The following is a 16,731-nucleotide window of genomic DNA, read 5'->3' on the forward strand; positions in this document are numbered from 1 at the left end:
AAAATTTGCCTTGTTATTATCTAAAATAGGGAGAGATTTTACTTCAAAAAAGGTTAAAAGATAGTTAGAAATTTAAAACTTCTATACTATAAATTTACATTTAGCTTAATAACACTTTTATACGATTCGTATTACTATGCAGAAATATTTTTAAACAAAGGGGGTTGTGATGAAGAAAATTTTGCTTGTCTTTTTTTTGTTGTTTGGCATTTTTTCTCATGCAAATGAAAATGCCGTTGTAGTCGCTATTGAGGAGCAAACACCTCGTATAAATCCACTTTACGATGAGGATCACGATCCTACGCTTTCACTCGTTTTTTCGGGGCTTACGAGCCACGATGAAAATAGCCATGTCGTGCCAGAGCTTGCGAAGTCTTGGCAGGTGAGTGATGACGGGCTGGAGTATGTTTTTGAGCTAAGAGATGATGCCTTTTGGCATGATGGGGTAAAATTTAGCTCAAAAGATGTGAAATTTACCATCGAAGGGGCTCAAGATAAGAAGCTAAACGCGCCTGCTATCTCAAACTATGAGGTGGTAAAAAGCGTTGAAATTTTAGGCGATTATAAGGTAAAGATCACGCTAAAAGAGCCGTTTCCGCCGTTTCTTGACGCACTTAGCTTTGGCATTTTGCCCGAGCACATTTTAAAGGGCAAAGATATCGCGACTGATAAATTTAATGACGCACCTATCGGCACTGGCGCATACAAGCTTGTAAAATGGAAAAAAGATGAGAGTTTGGAGTTTGTGGCAAATGATAAATTTTATAAGGGTGAGCCAAAGATAAAAAGGCTATTTTTAAAGATAGTTGGCGATGAAAATTTAAGACTCGTTGGTCTTAAAAGCGGTGAGATCGACGTTGCGCTCATCTCTCCAACTGGCGTAAATTTCATAAAAGATGATAAAAAATTAAGCTTGCTTAAGTTTAAAAGTGCTGACTATAGAGCTTTGATGTTTAACTTTAATGATCCTCTTTTTCAAGATAAAAATGTAAGGATAGCCCTAAACTACGCGGTTAATAAAGATGAGATAGTTAAAAAACTATTTCATGGATATGCAAGCGTAGCGAACAACCCGATAGAAAAAAGTTTCGCAAACGACGGCGAGTTTAAATTTAGCTACGATCCGCAAAAGGCTAGGGAGCTACTTGAAAAGAGTGGCTTTAAGAAAAACAAGGCTGGCTTTTTTGAGAAGGACGGCAAGGAGCTTGGCTTTGATATCTACGCCTTTAATAACGACATTTTAAGGGTCAATCTAGCCAAAATTTTAAGCAGTGAGTTTGAGAAATTTGGCGTGAGAGCAAAAGCCTACGCTAAGCCAAGAACAGCCTTTAGCATAAGCAAGGTTGATAGCTTTGTGATCGGCTGGGGAAGCCCATTTGATCCAGACTTTCATACATATAGAATTTTTGGCGGATTTGCTGACATCGATGTCAATGAAAATGGCTGGAATTTTAGCCACTACAAGGACGCAAACGTCGATCTTGCCCTAAAAAACGCGAGATATACAAAGGACGTGGAGCTTAGAAAAAAATACTACAAAGAATTTCTAAAAGCGCTTTTTGAAAATCCACCTTACATTTTTATAGCCTATCTTGACTATCCGCTCGCCTTTAATAACAAAATTTCAGGCATAAAGACGCAAATTTTGGGCCACCATGGGGCTGGATTTTTATGGAACATAAGAGAGTGGCAAGTAAAATAGTGGATAAAAACTTTGTTTAGAGCCATTTTAAAAACAGCGATCTCAAGCCTTGGGTTGCTGTTTTTTATCTCGTTTTTTCTATTTTTGCTCATATATTTTTTGCCAGGAAACGTCACTGATGCGATGTTTTTGCGAAGTGAGGCGGTGAGTGTGGCTATAAAGGAGCAAATTTTAGAAAATTTGGGGCTAAAAGATGGCTTTTTTGTGCAGTATTTTAGATGGCTGGCTCACTTTGTCACTGGGGATTTTGGCACTAGTTTTGTAAGTGGAGCAAGCGTTTTTTTACTCATTAAAGAGAGACTTTTAAACTCGCTTATCTTATTTTTTGCTTCGTTTTTTCTGATAGTTTTTTTGTCATTTTTCTTGGGGCTTTTAAGTGCCATTTATAAAAATAAATTTGCCGATATCTTTATAAATTTTAGCTCGTTTTTGCTAGCTTCCTTGCCGCATTTTTACGTAGCACTCGTGCTAATAGCGATCTTTAGCGTCTATCTAAACGTGCTGCCAAGCTCTGGCGCAAACGAGCTAGGATCTAGCGGGGTGGGAGCTAAATTTATCATCTTGCCAACGCTTGCCATCATCTTGCCACACCTTGGCGCAAATGTGAAATTTGTAAGAGACAGGCTAAATCAAAGCCTAAACGCTGACTTTATCCAGACGGCTCACGCTAGAGGCTTGGGGCGCGGCAAAATTTATCTCTTTGCCATAAAGCACGCAAGCACCGATATAGTCTATTATTTCGCCACTCTTGTGGCTGGCGTTTTTGCTGGCTCATATGTTATCGAGAGCATTTTTTCATTTCCAGGCATAGGCAAGCTTAGCCTTGATGCAGTCATCGCCAAAGACTATCCAGTCGCACTTGCGACCATTTTGCTAACGGCTGTTTTTGTCGTTTTTGCAAATTTACTTGCTAAAATTTTTGCCATATTAGCAGATAAGAGAAATTTATGAGAAAAGTCATATTTTTCTTAGCCTGTTTTGTCTTTTTGTCGCTTGTCACATTTGCCTTTGTGACGCCGTTTTTTTCTAAATTTGAGCCAAATTTCACTGACTTTATGGCGGTAAATTTAGCCCCAAGTAGCGAGCACATCTTTGGCACTGACATCCTAGGCAGGGACAATCTCATAAGAGTGGCCTACGCGCTTAAAAACTCGCTTCTTATCTTGCTGCTAGCTGGCTTTTTAACGACGCTTTTCTCGCTTATCTACGCATATTTTGGCACGAGCAAGAGCAGAGTTTGTGAGAGCCTTTTTGATAAGGGGCTTGATGCTTTTTTAAGCATACCAAACATTGTTTTTATAATGCTTTTTAGCTCATTTAGTAGTGGAGATTTACTTATCACCTCTTTTATCATTGCTATTTGTTCGTTTATGCAGGGTGCAAAAGTCTTTATGCAAAATTTAAGACTTAATAAAAAGTGCGACTACGCTGAGCAAGCCGTGATAAATGGGGCTGGTAAATTTAGCCTGATCTGCTTTGAAATTTTGCCAAATTTAAAGCATCTAATAATTAGCATCTTTGGCATAAACGCGATAAACGCGGTCGTCATGGAGGCCACGCTTGGCTTTTTTGGCGTGGGTAGTGATGCAAATAAAATAAGCCTTGGCATCATGCTAAATGAGAGTAAAGAGGCGCTTTTTCTGGGCTCTTGGTGGATGGTGCTTTTCCCTGGCGTGATGCTCTTTTTGCTCATCCTTGCAACCTCGATCATCACATCAAATTCAAAAAATGGCAATATAAAAATATGATAGAGATTAAAAATTTAAACGTTTTTTATAAGGATAAGAAGCTTTTGCGTGAGATTGATTTTGAGATGAGTGAGGGTAAATTTATAGGTATCACAGGCGCTAGTGGCAGTGGCAAATCGCTCTTTGCAAAGAGCCTAATAAGGCTTTTTGATGATGATTTTAGAGTGAGGGCAGATAAATTTAGCATTTATAAAAAAGATATCTTAAAACTTAGCCAAAATGAGCTAAAAGAGCACCGAAGAAAGGTTGCCGCGCTTGTTTTTCAAAACTCCGTTGCTAGCCTTCATCCACTCTTAAACGTGGGCGATCACTTTAACGCCTATCTTGGCGGCGATAATAAATCAAATAAAGAGCTCGCATTTGGCTATTTTAGGGAGTTTGGGCTAGATAATGCAAATCTCATCTGGCACAAATACTCATACGAGCTAAGTGGCGGCGAGGCGAGCCGCGTGCAGATTGCTCTGGCGCTTTGCCTGAAGCCAAAAATTTTAGTCTGCGACGAGATAACAAGCGGGCTTGATAGCATTAGCGCTAGTCATGTGGCGGGTATCTTAGAGAGCCTAAAAGGCAAGATGAGCGTCATCTTTATCTCGCATGATGAGGCGCTAACGAACTATCTTAGTGATGAGATTTGGCAGATGAGAGATGGGCGGCTAAATTTAAAGGAAAATGCGTGAAAATTAGGCTTGAAAACGTCTCAAAAAGTTTAAGCTTTAAGGAACATTTTAATGCTAGAGCTGAAGTGTTGCACCTTTTAGAGGGGATAAATTACGAGCTTGATGATGGCGAAAATTTAGCCATTTTGGGTCAAAGTGGCAGTGGCAAAAGCACGCTTGCAAAGCTCATATCATTTAGCGAGCCAAAAAGTGGGGGCAAAATTTACATAAATGATGAGGAGATCACGGACAAAAATGAGCTCAAAAAGGACATCAGATATATCTTGCAAAATCAAAAGCAAGCCCTAAATCCAGCGCTAAAAGTAAAAACCGCGATCGCTCACGTGAGGTCATATCTTAAGCTTAGCTTTAGTGAAAATGAGCTTAAAGAGCTTTTGGCAAATTTAAATTTAAAAGATGAAATTTTAGAAAAATTCCCCTCTCAACTAAGTGGCGGCGAGGCTACGAGAGTCGGGATACTGCTAGCGCTTCTTTCAAAACCAAAAATTTTGATCTGTGACGAGATAACAAGTGGGCTTGATAACGAGACAAAGCAAAAGATCATAAATTTGCTTTTAAGCTTAGATGAAAAGATCAGCATTATCTTTATCACGCACGATATCATAAGCGCGATGAAGATAGCACAAAAGGTGCTAATAATCGAGGCTGGCAAGCAGGTGGCTTTTGGTAAATTTGAGGATCTTGCAAGCCAAAATGTCCTTAAAAAATACCTCGATGCTGCAAAAATTTATAAAAATAATCTTTGATATAATGCAAGCAAAAAAAGGTTAAATTTTGCTAGTTCACATCTGCTGCTCGGTCGATAGCCACTACTTTTTACAGCGCTTACGAAAAGACTTCCCAAATGAACGAATAGTAGGCTATTTTTACGATCCAAACATACATCCATATAGTGAGTTTTTACTGCGTTTTGAGGACGTGAAGCGAAGCTGCGAGAAGCTAGGCATCAAGCTTTTATGCGGCGAATACGACTACGAAGCGTGGCTTGGTGGCACAAGGGGGCTTGAAGATGAGCCAGAAAAGGGCAAAAGGTGCGAGTACTGCTTTGACTTTCGTATGAAAGACTCCGCTAAAAAGGCAGTTGAGCTAGGACTTAGTAAGATCACGACGACACTTTTGATGAGCCCAAAAAAGGACTTTTCTCAGCTTAAAAAGGCGCTCGATGAGGCGGTGGCTGGCTCAAATTTAGAGGCTGTTGCGGTTGATTATAGAAAAAATGGCGGCACAAGCGAGCAGTTTATCCTCGCTAAAAAAGACAAACTCTATCACCAAAACTACTGCGGCTGCGTCTTTGCGCTAAAAAAACAGCGCGACTCGCAAAATTTGCCCCAAAGTGAGCTAATGAGCGAGCTGCACGCAAGGGCGCTTTATGGTAGTATTGAAGCTAGGCTTGAGCTTTATAAAAAGGTGCGCCTTTGCGAGGCGAGAGGTGAGAAATTTCACCTTTTTAGAAGGCGATTTTTAAACTACAGGCTTTTGCGCGCTAGTGTGAAATTTCAAAACGCTGTGATACCAAGCTATTTTGTACTCTACTCTGGCTTTAAAAGAGAGAATTTAAAGCTAAATGTAGAGCGTGACTGCGAGATGGACGATGAGCTAAAAGAGGGCGTGATATTTATGAGCATAGAGCGCTTTAATAAATTTACAAATAGCAAATTTAAAAGCGTTGATGAGCTTTGCAAAAGGCCGCTTGAGCTTGACGCTGAGCTAAAATTTCGCCGTGATATAAGCGGAGAATTTTCGCAAAATCCTATCATCATCCTAGACGAGGTCAAAAAGGGCAGCTACGAAATTTACGCAAAGGCTGTTTTTTATAACGATAGTGAAGAAATTTTGGTTTTAGACTAAAAGGCGAGTTTATAAAATTTATCTTAAAGCAGTGAATTAAATTTTTGCCACATAAGGCGAAATTTAGAGATTTTTAAAAGAGGCTAATAATTTTTTTCTTAGTATAAATTTGTTACAATCGCCACAAATTTACATTACTAAGGCTAAAACGTGATAGACGTCGTAGAAATTCAAAAAATTCTTCCACATAGATTTCCATTTTTACTTATAGATAGAGTTGTTGAGCTAGAGCCAGCTAAGAATATCGTAGCTTATAAAAATGTAACCATTGGCGAACCGATATTTCAGGGGCATTTCCCAGGTCATCCGATATATCCTGGTGTAATGATAATCGAAGGTATGGCGCAAGCTGGCGGCGTGCTAGCGTTTAAGAGTATGAGCGATGAGCATCAAGCTGGCATCGAGAATAAAGTGGTCTATTTTATGAGCATAGACGGAGCAAAATTTCGCCATCCTGTTCGCCCTGGAGATAGACTAGAGTATAGACTAAATGTGCTAAAGCATAAGGGAAATATCTGGGTGCTTGAAGGCAAGGCATACGTAGATGACGCACTTTGCGCTGAGGCTGAACTAAAAGCGATGATAGTCGATAAATAGGCTTTAAGAAAAAGAGAGACAATGAAAAATATCCACCAAACAGCCGTTATAGAAGATGGAGCGATCATTGGAGATGACGCAAATATCGAGGCTTATGCATTTGTAAGTAAAGATGCAGTCCTTGGCAATAACGTCACGATAAAGCAAGGCGCAAGGGTGCTTGGCAAGACTAAAATCGGCGATAACTCTCGTGTATTTAGCTATGCGATCGTGGGCGATATCCCGCAAGATATCAGCTATAAAGATGAGATTGATACCGGCGTCATTATCGGCGAGCACGCAACTATACGTGAGTTTTGCACGATAAACTCAGGCACGCACAAGGGCGATGGCATAACAAGGATCGGTGATAATGCCTTTATCATGGCGTATTCTCACATCGCACACGACTGTATCATCGGTAGTAACGTAATCTTGGCAAATAACGCAACCCTGGCAGGTCACGTTGAGCTTGGCGACTATGCTGTTGTGGGCGGTCTTACACCAATTCATCAGTTTGTTAGAGTAGGGGAAAGCTGCATGATCGCAGGTGCAAGCGCGCTCAGCCAAGACGTAGTGCCATTTTGCCTAGCTGAGGGCAACAGAGCTTATATAAGAAGCTTAAATTTAGTTGGCATTAGACGTAGATTTGATAAAGAGCAAGTTGAGGAGCTAGTTCGCGCTTATAAATTTTTGTTTAATCAAGGCATCAGCCTAAAAGATCAAGCAAATGAGCTAATCGTAAAAACCAGCGACGAAAACATAAAGAAAATGTGTAAATTTATATTAGAAACGACAAGAGGAATTCCGCTTGCAAAAGGAAGAGATTAATGGCTAGAAAGTGTAATTTTTGTGGAGAGGCAGAGTCTGCTGAGAGAAGATTACTTGCTGATATCGAAGGAAATGCCTATATATGCGAGTACTGCATAGCGGCCGCATACGATATGATACATGGAGATACTAGCGTAGAAGAGAGTAAAAACGACGAAACGATAGAGTATCAAAAGCTCACACCAAAGGAGCTAAAAGCGGTACTTGATAACTACGTGATCGGTCAAGATAGGGCTAAAAAGGTCTTTAGCGTCGGCGTATATAACCACTATAAGAGAATTTTTAAACAAAGCGACATCAAAGACGACACAGAAATTTCAAAGTCAAACATCTTGCTTGTTGGTCCAACTGGTAGTGGCAAGACATTGATGGCTCAGACTTTGGCGAGATTTCTTGATGTGCCTATCGCAATTTGCGACGCGACAAGCCTAACTGAGGCTGGATATGTTGGTGAGGACGTTGAAAATATCCTTACAAGGCTCTTGCAAGCTGCAAATGGCGACGTAAAAAAGGCGGAGCAAGGCATTGTCTTTGTCGATGAGATCGATAAGATCGCTAGAATGAGTGAAAATAGAAGCATCACAAGGGATGTTTCAGGTGAAGGTGTACAGCAAGCGCTTTTAAAGATCATCGAAGGTAGCGTCGTAAACATCCCACCAAAAGGTGGCAGAAAGCATCCAAACCAAGACTTCATCCAGATAGATACGACAAATATTTTATTTGTTTGCGGTGGTGCATTTGACGGACTTCTTGATATTATAGAGAGAAGAGTTGGTAAAAACGTACTTGGATTTAACCAAGAAAAACGTGGCAAAAATGAAAAAGAAAATTTACTAAGCCTACTTGAGCCAGACGATTTAGTAAGATATGGCCTCATCCCAGAGCTTATTGGCAGACTTCACGTGGTGGCTACTTTGAACGAGATAACAAAAGAAGATATGGTTAAAATTTTAACCGAGCCAAAAAATGCGATATTAAAACAATACCAAAAGCTTTGTGCGATTGATGGTGCTACACTTAAATTTGATGATGAAGCACTTGAAGAGATAGCAAGTTTGGCTATCGAGCGAAAAACTGGAGCTAGAGGGCTTAGAAGCATAATGGAAGAGCTTATGACAGACATAATGTATGAGCTGCCAGAGTTAAAAGAGTATGATATTGTTATCTCAAAAGAGACTGTAAAAGATAAGGCAAAGCCAATTTTAATAAAGCACGATAAGAAAATAGCGTAAAGGAAATAGATGTTTTTAGATCAGGTTATAGGTTTTTTCTCAAGTGATATGGGCATAGATCTCGGTACGGCAAATACACTTGTTTTGGTAAAAGATAAAGGCATAATAATAAATGAACCTTCTGTTGTTGCAGTAAGGCGTGAGAAATATGGCAAACAAAAAATTTTAGCGGTCGGACATGCTGCAAAAGAGATGGTAGGAAAAACTCCAGGCGATATTGAGGCGATAAGGCCGATGAGAGATGGCGTTATTGCGGATTTTGATATGACTGAGCGTATGATACGCTATTTTATAGAAAAGACTCACAAAAGAAAAAGCTTTTTACGCCCAAGGATCATCATCTCAGTTCCTTATGGACTTACTCAGGTCGAAAGAAAGGCCGTTAGAGAAAGCGCCTTAAGTGCTGGAGCAAGAGAGGTATTTTTGATCGAAGAGCCTATGGCAGCAGCGATTGGCGCAAATTTACCAGTTCGTGAGCCACAAGGTAACCTAGTAGTTGATATCGGTGGCGGTACGACTGAGATAGGTGTTGTCTCGCTTGGTGGTCTAGTTATTTCAAAATCAATCCGCACAGCTGGCGATAAGATTGATATTAGCATTGTTAATTACATAAAAGAGAAATATAACTTACTAATAGGTGAGCGAACTGGCGAGGAGATAAAGATCGCCGTAGGTTCTGCTGTGCAGCTTGAAAAAGAGCTAAGCGTAGTGGTAAAAGGTCGCGACCAAGTGAGCGGTCTTTTAAGTAGAGTCGAGCTAACAAGCGAAGATGTGAGAGAGGCGATGAGAGAACCACTAAAAGAGATCGCAGATGCGCTTAAAACCGTGCTTGAGATGATGCCACCTGATCTTGCTGGCGATATTGTGGAGACCGGTATCGTACTAACTGGTGGTGGAGCGCTTATTAGAGGACTTGATAAATTTTTATCTGATATCGTTAAACTTCCAGTTTTTGTAGCAGATGAGCCACTTCTCGCGGTTGCTAGAGGAACGGGCAAGGCACTTGAAGAGATTGGGCTTTTACAACAGCTGACAAATGAAGAGTAAGATTGTTCTTTTTGTTTTTATAGCATTGCTTGCTACGGCCTCAGTTTTTAAGGGAGAAATTTTAAGTAATCTTTCTATCTGGTTTAGTAACTATGCTACAAATTCATACGACAATTTTGCTAAAAGCGTGAAAGACTATATAAACGAATATTTTAGGCAGGCTAGCGAGATAGAAAAGCTAAGAGCGCAAAACGAAGAGTTAGAGCGCTCAGCCACACTTCTTTCTACTTTTGCGAACGAGCTAAATCAAATTTTAAAAGATAAAAACTCGACTGCCTACGCCCCAGCTGTAAAGCTTGTAAAAGGGCTTAGCTACGTTCATATCGGGGATTATAATAAAATTTGGATAAGCGAGTTTGAAGGATACGATCCAAATAAAATTTACGGGCTCATCTATCAAGGAAATAGCGCTGGCATCGTTATCGCAAAAGATGGCAAGCCGCTAGCTTACTTGCAAAATGACCCAAAAAGTATATTTGCAGTTTACATAGGAAATGACAAAATTCCAGGCGTCGCGCATGGAAATCAAGGCCAAATAATGGTGAAATTTATCCCACAATGGCTCAGCCCAAAAGAGGGCGACGAGGTCTTTACGAGTGGGCTTGACGGGATATTTTTTAGTGGGGTGCCAGTAGGGCGCGTGAGTAAAATTTTAAAAGAGAGCTCCTATCAAAGTGTGATAGTTGAGCCCTATGCAAAGCTAAACATACCAAACTACCTATACGTTGTTACAAAGGAAAAATAATGCCAAAAAGAACAGACATAAATACCATTTTACTAATCGGCTCAGGCCCTATCGTCATCGGTCAAGCCTGCGAATTTGACTACTCAGGCACACAAGCAGCCAAGACGCTAAAAGAGCTTGGATACCGCGTAGTGCTTATCAACTCAAACCCAGCTACCATCATGACTGACCCAAATTTTGCCGATGCAACGTATATAGAGCCGATCACAAAAGATAGCATTTTAAAGATCATCGAAAAAGAAAAAATAGATGCCATCTTGCCAACTATGGGCGGACAAGTAGCGCTAAATGCCGCTATGGAGGTCTTTGAGAGTGGTCTTTTAAAGGATGTGAAATTTCTTGGTGCAAATCCAGAAGCGATAAAAAAGGGCGAAGATAGGCAAATTTTTAAAGCGACTATGCAAAAGATCGGCATGGACCTGCCTGAGAGTAGATATGCTTATAATATGGACGACGCGCTAAATGCGGCAAATGAGATAGGCTTTCCGCTCATCATAAGAGCTAGCTATACGCTTGGTGGCGCAGGAAGCGGCGTGGCCTATAATATGGATGAGTTTAAAGAGCTAGCCAATACTGGTCTTGACGCAAGCCCAATACATGAAATTTTGATAGAAGAGAGTTTACTTGGCTGGAAAGAGTATGAGATGGAGGTCATCAGAGATAGAAATGACAACTGCATTATCGTCTGCTCGATCGAAAATTTCGATCCAATGGGCGTGCATACAGGCGATAGTATCACGGTCGCACCAGCACTCACACTCACAGATAAAGAGTATCAGGCTATGCGTGACGCTAGTTTTGCCATACTTCGTGAGATCGGCGTTGATACTGGCGGCAGTAACGTGCAGTTTGCCATAGACCCAAAAAGTGGCCGTATGATCGTTATCGAGATGAACCCACGCGTTAGCCGAAGCTCTGCACTTGCCAGTAAAGCCACTGGATATCCGATCGCTAAGGTAGCGACGCTTCTAGCCGTTGGTTTTAGCCTAGATGAGATCAAAAATGACATCACTGGCACGCCTGCTAGCTTTGAGCCGGTTATTGACTACATAGTGACAAAAATTCCACGTTTTACATTTGAGAAATTTCCAGGATCAAACCCATATCTAGGCACTGCGATGAAGTCAGTTGGCGAGGTTATGGCGATAGGTAGGACCTTTAAAGAGAGTATCCAAAAGGCGCTTTGCAGTCTAGAGCGCGATTTTTGCGGATTTAATAGCCTTAGCCTAGAGAAAAACGCTTTGGTTTATGGCATCAGAAATGCAAATGAGAGGAGAATTTTATACCTAGCACAAGCCTTTAGAGATGGCTTTAGCGTGGCTGAGGTACATGAGTTTAGCAAGATCGACCCTTGGTTTTTGGAGCAAATTTATGAGATAGTTAAATTTGAAGATAAGATCGACATGGATATCTTAAACAACGAAGAGCTACTGCGAGAGGCCAAAAGCGTGGGCTTTTCAGACAAGATGATAGCTGTGCTTATAAATGAAAAAGACGATCTTGAGCTTAGCCAAAATGATATCTATTTTGCTAGGCAGAAGCTTGGCATCGAGCTTGAATACAACGAGGTCGATACTTGTGCGGGCGAATTTAAGGCGCTAACGCCATATCTTTACTCAACCACAAATATCACTAAATTTCCTAAAAAAGAGCTAGCAAAAGACGCTAAAAAGGTGATGATAATAGGTGGCGGTCCAAATAGGATCGGTCAGGGTATAGAGTTTGACTACTGCTGCGTGCATGCAAGCTACGCCCTAAGAGACCTTGGCATAAAAACGATAATGTATAACTGTAACCCAGAAACCGTCTCAACCGACTACGACACGAGCGATATTTTGTACTTTGAGCCGATTGATTTTGAGCATGTTAGATCGGTCATCGAGCGTGAAAAGCCAGACGGCGTGATCGTGCATTTTGGCGGTCAAACTCCGCTTAAATTTGCAAAACGCCTAAGCGTGATCGGCGCTAAGATCATCGGAACAACTGCAAGAGTGATCGATGTGGCCGAGGATAGAAAGAAATTTAGCGAATTTATAAATAAAATCGGTGTCCTTCAGCCTAAAAATGACACTGCCACTAGCCTAGAAGAAGCCTTACAAAAGGCAGCAATTATCGGCTATCCAGTGCTAGTTCGCCCAAGCTACGTCCTTGGTGGCAGGGCGATGAGAAGGGTACACAACGAGAGCGAGCTAAAAGAGTATATGAGCGAAGCGGTCAAAGTTAGCAACCACTCGCCAGTGCTACTTGATAAATTTTTACAAGATGCAAAAGAGCTTGATGTAGATGCGATATGTGACGGCAAAGAGGTCTATATAGGCGCGATAATGGAGCACATCGAAGAGGCTGGAATTCACTCTGGCGACTCAGCTTGCATATTGCCACCGATGAGCTTAAGCGCAGAAATGATAAAAAAAGTGGAGAAGCAAACCAGAGATATCGCGCTAAATTTAGGCGTTGTCGGCCTTATGAATATCCAGTTTGCCATCTATGAAAACGAGCTTTATATGATCGAGGTAAATCCTCGCGCGAGCAGGACCGTGCCGTTTGTGAGCAAGGCTACTGGCGTGCCAATGGCAAAGGTAGCGACAAGAGTTATGTGGCAAGGAAATTTACGTGAAGCGTTTAAATTTTATGATGATTACAAAGTGGTTTATGAAGATGGCGACATCCTAAAACCTCGCGTTAGCTCGCATATTTGCGTAAAAGAGTGCGTGTTGCCGTTTAATAAGCTAAGTGGTGCCGATCTCATCCTTGGTCCTGAGATGAAGAGTACGGGCGAGGTCATGGGCATAAGCCACGATTTTGCAAGCTCATTTGCAAAGAGTCAGATCGCTGCGAGCAATACTTTGCCAAGCAAAGGCAGGGTCTTTTTAACTCTAGCTGACGCTGATAAATCTTACGCGCCAGACCTTGCAAGAGAGCTAATAGCGCTTGGCTTTAGCATCATCGCAACTGGCGGTACACATAAAATTTTAAGCGAGGCTGGTGTGGAGGCCGAGTTTGTCTATAAGATAAGCGAAGGCAGGCCAAACGTTGAAGATAGGCTTAAAAACGGCGATATCGCGCTTGTCATCAACACAAGCGATACAAAATCAAGCGTGGATGATGGTAAAAAAATCCGCCAAAACGTGCTTAGATTTAAAATTCCTTACTTTACAACGATCCGAGCAGCACTTGCAGCCGCTAAGTCGCTAAGCTCGGTACAAACCGGCAAAGCACTTGAAGTAAAAAGCTTGCAAGAGTATTTATCTAAAAAATAATAAATTTAAGGCAGTTTAGCTTATAGCTAAACTGTTTTTAAAGTATTGCTAGAAGCAGTAGATGTCTATGTATGGCATTTTGCTTTGAATTTTAGTCTAGCTTTCATCAATCTAGTAATATTAAAGCTTATGTTTAATATAATCTCACTCAAAAGGAGAGATTATGAAAATTTTAAATGCTTTTTTTACGGGTATTATATTTGTCCTTGCTCCTATTTTTACGCTATTTGTTGGAATTTACAACAACTACTTTTCTTACTATGGCATAAGCGAGTATTTTAATGTTATTTTTGTTGATAACGTACCTTTTTTATGGCTTTTGCCTATATTTTTTATATTTGGATATTGCTTTTTTTACGCGCCTTTTAGAAAAATTTTTAGAGCCTTTTATTTAGTTTTGTTGATAGTTTGTGCTTTTAGTTGGTATCCTGACTTTGGACGCACTTTAGGAGAGAATTATTTTATGAGTAAATCGCTATCTTTAGATATCTCATCAAATTTAGAAAATGAGCAAAAGACTGATGGAAAGATACTTTATGATGGACGAAGAGAAATTTATTTTTTAAGAAGCGATAATAATAAAGTCGTTAAAATTTCAAAGTAAAGTTTTACCTTTATTTAGTTAAAATGGCATAAAAATTTAAAGGTTTAAAATGCGTTTAAAACTCCCACACGTTCCGTATATTTCACATAAAATAGCAATAGATCTTCTAAATTGTGGTTTCGTAAGACTAAATAAAGGCATTGAGCCAATCGCAGCAAAAACAAGTGAAATTTTAACAGTCGATATTCAAAAAGAAAGAGCTTTAGATGAGCGAGTAAATGAGCTTTTGGAGAAAAATGAAGACGAGATGCAAACTATGCAAATTGACCGCAAAAATATGTTTTGGCTCGTTAAAAAGAAGCTCGCAGGCGAATTTGATGTAATCTTAACCCACGAAGATAGATTTAGCAATATCGCTCATAAAGTGCTTGAAGCTATTTGGAAGAGCGGTCTTGTTGATTATAATGTATCTGAAAATCGTGTAAAAAATGTGATTTATAACTCAATAGACGAGTACTTAAAAAGCTATGAGAAGATAGAAGATGATGTCTATGAAATGATACAAAATTATAAACATAAGCTAATCCCAGGAACTGATGAATATGATCTTGTCTTTGAGCGTTTGTATCAAGATGAGCTTAAAAAAAGAGGTATGCTTTAATGAAAGCTTACATTTATATTGAAAATGGTGTTTTTTTAGAAGCAAAAGCTTTTGGTGCTCATGGTGAGTGTGCAGGCGAGCTCGTTTTTAATACCTCGATGACTGGCTATGAAGAGATCATGAGCGATCCAAGCTATGCTGGTCAGTTTATCGTCTTTACCATGCCAGAAATAGGCATAGTAGGTATAAACGAAGACGATATGGAGAGTCTTAGAATTCATGCAAGTGGCGTTATAATGAGAAGCTACAATGAAATTCCATCAAACTACCGCTCGCAAAAATCTTTGGGAAAATTTTTTGAAGAGCAAGGTAAATTTGGCGTTTATGACGTTGATACTAGGTATTTAACAAAGATGCTACGTGACGAGGGTGCGCTTATGGCCTATATCTCAACGCAGATAAGTGATAAAGATGAGCTAAAACGCAGGCTTGAAAGTAGCGGGCGTATTGAAAATATAAACTACGTGAAAACAGTTAGCGCGATGGACGAGTATGAGCACAAAAAAGGCGCTTGGGATAGAAATTTAAAGTCATATAAGCCGCTAAAAAGTATTGGTAAAAAGATAGCTGTTTTTGACTTTGGTGTAAAGAGAAATATCCTAAACGAGCTATGTGAAACTGGTCTTGAAGTCATCGTAGTGCCACACGACACTAAGGCTGAAATTTTGATAGAAAAATTTAAAAATGGCGAGATAAATGGGGTGTTTTTATCAAATGGTCCTGGTGAGCCAAAAAATTTAAAGGCTGAAATAGGCGAGATCAAAAAGATGATTGAGGCTAAGATACCTATATTTGGCATTTGCCTTGGACATCAGTTACTCTCAAACGCCTTTGGGTACGAGACATATAAGCTTAAATTTGGTCAGCACGGAGCAAATCACCCAGTGCTAAATTTAGAGACAAAAGCAATTGAGATAACAACACAAAATCACAACTACAACGTGCCAGAGAGCATCGCTGAAATAGCGGTTGTGACTCATAGAAATTTATTTGACAACACAATTGAGGGTGTGAGATACAAAGACTATCCGATCTTTTCAGTTCAGCACCACCCAGAAGCAAGTGGTGGTCCAAGTGAGAGTAAATATATATTTAAGCAGTTTTTAGAAATTTTATAAGATGCAAAATATAAACCTTTACATGATTATCTCAGTTGCATTTTTAAGTAGCTTTAGTCATTGTGTAGGTATGTGCAGCGGATTTTTGAGCTTACAGACTCTATTTTTTAAAGGCAAAAGCAAGAGAGAAATTTTAATGCTAAGCACACTTTATAGTCTAGCTAGAATTTTTGCTTATGTAGTTTTAGGAGCTTTGTTTGGCGCCTTTGGAGCTGTTATTAGCTTTAGTATGCAAGCAAGAGGTGTGATATTTTTTATAGTTGGCTTAGTGATCACGTTTATCGGCATTGCCTTGCTTCTTAGGGGCGAGCTTTTAAAATTTGTAGAGAATCAAAAGGCACTTAATTTTGTAGTAAGACTTGCAAAAACAAGGATTCAAAAGAAAAATTTAACAAATTTTTTATTACTTGGTTTTTTAAATGGCTTTTTGCCTTGTGGTGTGGTTTATTATTTTTTGGCACTTGGGATTTTAAGTGCAAATTTTATTGATTCGGCTTTTATAATGCTTGTATTTGGTCTTTGTACATTGCCAGCTATGCTTTTAGCTAGCTTTGTATTTGGGATTTTAAATGAAAAATTTAAAGACATAATGTTTAAGATTTCGGCTAGCATAATGATAATAAATGGAATTTATCTATCATTTTTAGGATATAGAGCAAATGCTTAAGATAGAAAAATAAGAGAAATAATTGTTAGTTGCGCCAAAATTTATGATGTTTGATAAATATAACCAAAAAGGAAG

General features: G+C 39.8%; 16 protein-coding genes. All 16 read left to right on the forward strand.

The genetic code is table 11. From position 1 onward, the window contains the following. The first annotated feature begins 169 nt into the window (after positions 1-169). Positions 170-1,702 carry an ABC transporter substrate-binding protein gene (locus F3H01_RS07975; RefSeq protein ID WP_149725413.1) on the forward strand — a complete coding sequence of 511 codons (1,533 nt, stop codon included), beginning with the start codon at positions 170-172 and terminating at the stop codon, positions 1,700-1,702. A gap of 12 nt (positions 1,703-1,714) precedes the next feature. Then, positions 1,715-2,653: an ABC transporter permease gene (locus F3H01_RS07980; protein WP_087583520.1), complete on the forward strand. Its 939-nt coding sequence runs from the start codon at positions 1,715-1,717 to the stop codon at positions 2,651-2,653. Next, positions 2,650-3,450 carry an ABC transporter permease gene (locus F3H01_RS07985; RefSeq protein WP_149725414.1) on the forward strand — a complete coding sequence of 267 codons (801 nt, stop codon included), beginning with the start codon at positions 2,650-2,652 and terminating at the stop codon, positions 3,448-3,450. The genes F3H01_RS07980 and F3H01_RS07985 overlap by 4 nt, the downstream gene beginning before the upstream one ends. After that, entirely contained in the window at positions 3,447-4,127 is a 681-nt protein-coding gene (locus F3H01_RS07990; RefSeq protein WP_149725415.1) for an ATP-binding cassette domain-containing protein, read from the forward strand. Before F3H01_RS07985 ends, F3H01_RS07990 begins: the two co-directional genes overlap by 4 nt. Then, on the forward strand, positions 4,124-4,873 hold the full coding sequence (locus tag F3H01_RS07995; protein WP_149725416.1) for an ATP-binding cassette domain-containing protein: 750 nt from the start codon (positions 4,124-4,126) through the stop codon (positions 4,871-4,873). Before F3H01_RS07990 ends, F3H01_RS07995 begins: the two co-directional genes overlap by 4 nt. A gap of 28 nt (positions 4,874-4,901) precedes the next feature. After that, positions 4,902-5,975, forward strand: coding sequence for an epoxyqueuosine reductase QueH (locus tag F3H01_RS08000; protein ID WP_149725417.1), 1,074 nt, complete (start codon positions 4,902-4,904; stop codon positions 5,973-5,975). Between the two features lie 150 nt (positions 5,976-6,125). Continuing rightward, positions 6,126-6,572 carry a 3-hydroxyacyl-ACP dehydratase FabZ gene (gene fabZ / locus F3H01_RS08005; protein WP_021091063.1) on the forward strand — a complete coding sequence of 149 codons (447 nt, stop codon included), beginning with the start codon at positions 6,126-6,128 and terminating at the stop codon, positions 6,570-6,572. A 21-nt stretch (positions 6,573-6,593) separates the two neighbouring features. Beyond that, entirely contained in the window at positions 6,594-7,382 is a 789-nt protein-coding gene (gene lpxA, locus F3H01_RS08010; protein WP_149725418.1) for an acyl-ACP--UDP-N-acetylglucosamine O-acyltransferase, read from the forward strand. Continuing rightward, entirely contained in the window at positions 7,382-8,614 is a 1,233-nt protein-coding gene (gene clpX / locus F3H01_RS08015; RefSeq protein ID WP_021090629.1) for an ATP-dependent Clp protease ATP-binding subunit ClpX, read from the forward strand. Before lpxA ends, clpX begins: the two co-directional genes overlap by 1 nt. A 9-nt stretch (positions 8,615-8,623) precedes the next feature. Continuing rightward, positions 8,624-9,661 carry a rod shape-determining protein gene (locus tag F3H01_RS08020; protein WP_021090637.1) on the forward strand — a complete coding sequence of 346 codons (1,038 nt, stop codon included), beginning with the start codon at positions 8,624-8,626 and terminating at the stop codon, positions 9,659-9,661. Continuing rightward, complete coding sequence (gene mreC / locus F3H01_RS08025) at positions 9,651-10,406, forward strand: rod shape-determining protein MreC (protein WP_149725419.1); 756 nt, start codon at positions 9,651-9,653, stop codon at positions 10,404-10,406. The genes F3H01_RS08020 and mreC overlap by 11 nt, the downstream gene beginning before the upstream one ends. After that, complete coding sequence (gene carB, locus F3H01_RS08030) at positions 10,406-13,666, forward strand: carbamoyl-phosphate synthase large subunit (protein ID WP_149725420.1); 3,261 nt, start codon at positions 10,406-10,408, stop codon at positions 13,664-13,666. Before mreC ends, carB begins: the two co-directional genes overlap by 1 nt. 163 nt (positions 13,667-13,829) lie before the next feature. Next, on the forward strand, positions 13,830-14,270 hold the full coding sequence (locus F3H01_RS08035; protein ID WP_149725421.1) for an isoleucyl-tRNA synthetase: 441 nt from the start codon (positions 13,830-13,832) through the stop codon (positions 14,268-14,270). 49 nt (positions 14,271-14,319) lie between these two features. Further along, entirely contained in the window at positions 14,320-14,871 is a 552-nt protein-coding gene (locus F3H01_RS08040; RefSeq protein ID WP_149725422.1) for a DUF507 family protein, read from the forward strand. Then, a complete protein-coding gene (gene carA / locus F3H01_RS08045; protein WP_107698244.1) occupies positions 14,871-15,989 on the forward strand; it encodes a glutamine-hydrolyzing carbamoyl-phosphate synthase small subunit in 1,119 nt (372 codons plus the stop codon). Before F3H01_RS08040 ends, carA begins: the two co-directional genes overlap by 1 nt. 1 nt (position 15,990) lies before the next feature. Next, complete coding sequence (locus F3H01_RS08050; protein ID WP_223155395.1) at positions 15,991-16,656, forward strand: sulfite exporter TauE/SafE family protein; 666 nt, start codon at positions 15,991-15,993, stop codon at positions 16,654-16,656. Positions 16,657-16,731: the final 75 nt, after the last annotated feature.

Origin of the sequence: Campylobacter concisus, from assembly GCF_902460875.1 — a bacterium.
Classification (GTDB): domain Bacteria; phylum Campylobacterota; class Campylobacteria; order Campylobacterales; family Campylobacteraceae; genus Campylobacter_A; species Campylobacter_A concisus_AA.

Bases quoted from the DNA above. Each gene is read 5' to 3' on its own strand.
- F3H01_RS07975 (WP_149725413.1), top strand. From the start codon at position 170: ATGAAGAAAATTTTGCTTGTCTTTTTTTTGTTGTTTGGCATTTTTTCT.
- F3H01_RS07985 (WP_149725414.1), top strand. From the start codon at position 2,650: ATGAGAAAAGTCATATTTTTCTTAGCCTGTTTTGTCTTTTTGTCGCTT.
- F3H01_RS07990 (WP_149725415.1), top strand. From the start codon at position 3,447: ATGATAGAGATTAAAAATTTAAACGTTTTTTATAAGGATAAGAAGCTT.
- lpxA (WP_149725418.1), top strand. From the start codon at position 6,594: ATGAAAAATATCCACCAAACAGCCGTTATAGAAGATGGAGCGATCATT.
- clpX (WP_021090629.1), top strand. From the start codon at position 7,382: ATGGCTAGAAAGTGTAATTTTTGTGGAGAGGCAGAGTCTGCTGAGAGA.
- F3H01_RS08020 (WP_021090637.1), top strand. From the start codon at position 8,624: ATGTTTTTAGATCAGGTTATAGGTTTTTTCTCAAGTGATATGGGCATA.
- mreC (WP_149725419.1), top strand. From the start codon at position 9,651: ATGAAGAGTAAGATTGTTCTTTTTGTTTTTATAGCATTGCTTGCTACG.
- carB (WP_149725420.1), top strand. From the start codon at position 10,406: ATGCCAAAAAGAACAGACATAAATACCATTTTACTAATCGGCTCAGGC.
- F3H01_RS08035 (WP_149725421.1), top strand. From the start codon at position 13,830: ATGAAAATTTTAAATGCTTTTTTTACGGGTATTATATTTGTCCTTGCT.
- F3H01_RS08040 (WP_149725422.1), top strand. From the start codon at position 14,320: ATGCGTTTAAAACTCCCACACGTTCCGTATATTTCACATAAAATAGCA.
- carA (WP_107698244.1), top strand. From the start codon at position 14,871: ATGAAAGCTTACATTTATATTGAAAATGGTGTTTTTTTAGAAGCAAAA.
- F3H01_RS08050 (WP_223155395.1), top strand. From the start codon at position 15,991: ATGCAAAATATAAACCTTTACATGATTATCTCAGTTGCATTTTTAAGT.